1 protein-coding gene is annotated in these 830 nt (G+C 55.2%); it reads right to left on the bottom strand.

Annotated elements, in window-relative coordinates; all coding sequences use genetic code 11:
• Positions 1-108: 108 nt before the first annotated feature.
• Positions 109-615, bottom strand: a complete 507-nt coding sequence (locus ABD361_RS30410) for an antirestriction protein ArdA (protein WP_015493074.1) — start codon at positions 613-615, stop codon at positions 109-111.
• Positions 616-830: the final 215 nt, after the last annotated feature.

Raw genomic sequence — 830 nt, 5'->3', positions numbered from 1 at the left:
GCGGCGGGCATTAATCAGGGCTTTGTACTGTCGCAGGATCTCGCGGGTTTCCGGTGCAAGTTTCATACGTTTTCTCCTTAACCGGCGGGTTTGCCCGCCGGACATTAATCAGTTGCTGAAGACATAGCCGTCATGGAACACATAACCGCTGCTGAACAGGTCACGCGCCCAGGCTTCAAAATCGAAATAGCTGCGCAACGGCTCCGGCACCTCATTTAACAGGCCGTTGTCCTCCACCATCTCCCGCGCATAGTCTTCCTCGCTTTCCGCCTCGCCGCGGTACGCATCATCAAACGCGTCATAGTCACATTCGCCGGTATACTCCGCCCAGGCGATAAAAGCGGCTTCCCTGCCCTCTTCTTCGGCGCGTTTGTAAGCGGCGATAAAATCCCAGTCAATGGAGCATTCAGAGACGAACTGCGACGGGATACCTTCCCAGTCCTGAAACATAAACTCGGCATCCCATTCATCGGCATGCAGCGCCTGACAGGCCTCGTAAAAATCCTCCCTGCCGTCAAATTCCGTCAGATCAAACCATTTGCCGAAAATGCTGCCGCAGTTGTATTTGTGATACGTGCCCACGTAAACAGCGGGTGTGGTGGTTGTAGTGCGCATAAAAAATCCTCCCTAGTCGATGTCGTCTGAGTTCCGGCTTACGCCGTGCCGACACGACAGCCGGGCGAAAAGCGGAGGATGCAAGGGCGTCACCGAAGCCGCAGCGCAGTAAAAAAGCAGGAGCAGGCTGGACGGTTTGACGGCGAAAACTGAGCCGGAAAACGACGGGAAGACGGCGGATAACGTATGAAATAAACTGCGACCGGGTGAAGGTG

This window comes from Streptomyces luteosporeus (assembly GCF_039532865.1).
Taxonomy (GTDB): Bacteria; Actinomycetota; Actinomycetes; order Streptomycetales; family Streptomycetaceae; genus Streptomyces; species Streptomyces luteosporeus.
This window is presented reverse-complemented; position numbering and strand designations above follow the sequence as displayed.

What these genes read in the sequence shown, in the direction of transcription:
- ABD361_RS30410 (WP_015493074.1), bottom strand. Translation starts at nt 615, where the DNA reads ATGCGCACTACAACCACCACACCCGCTGTTTACGTGGGCACGTATCAC.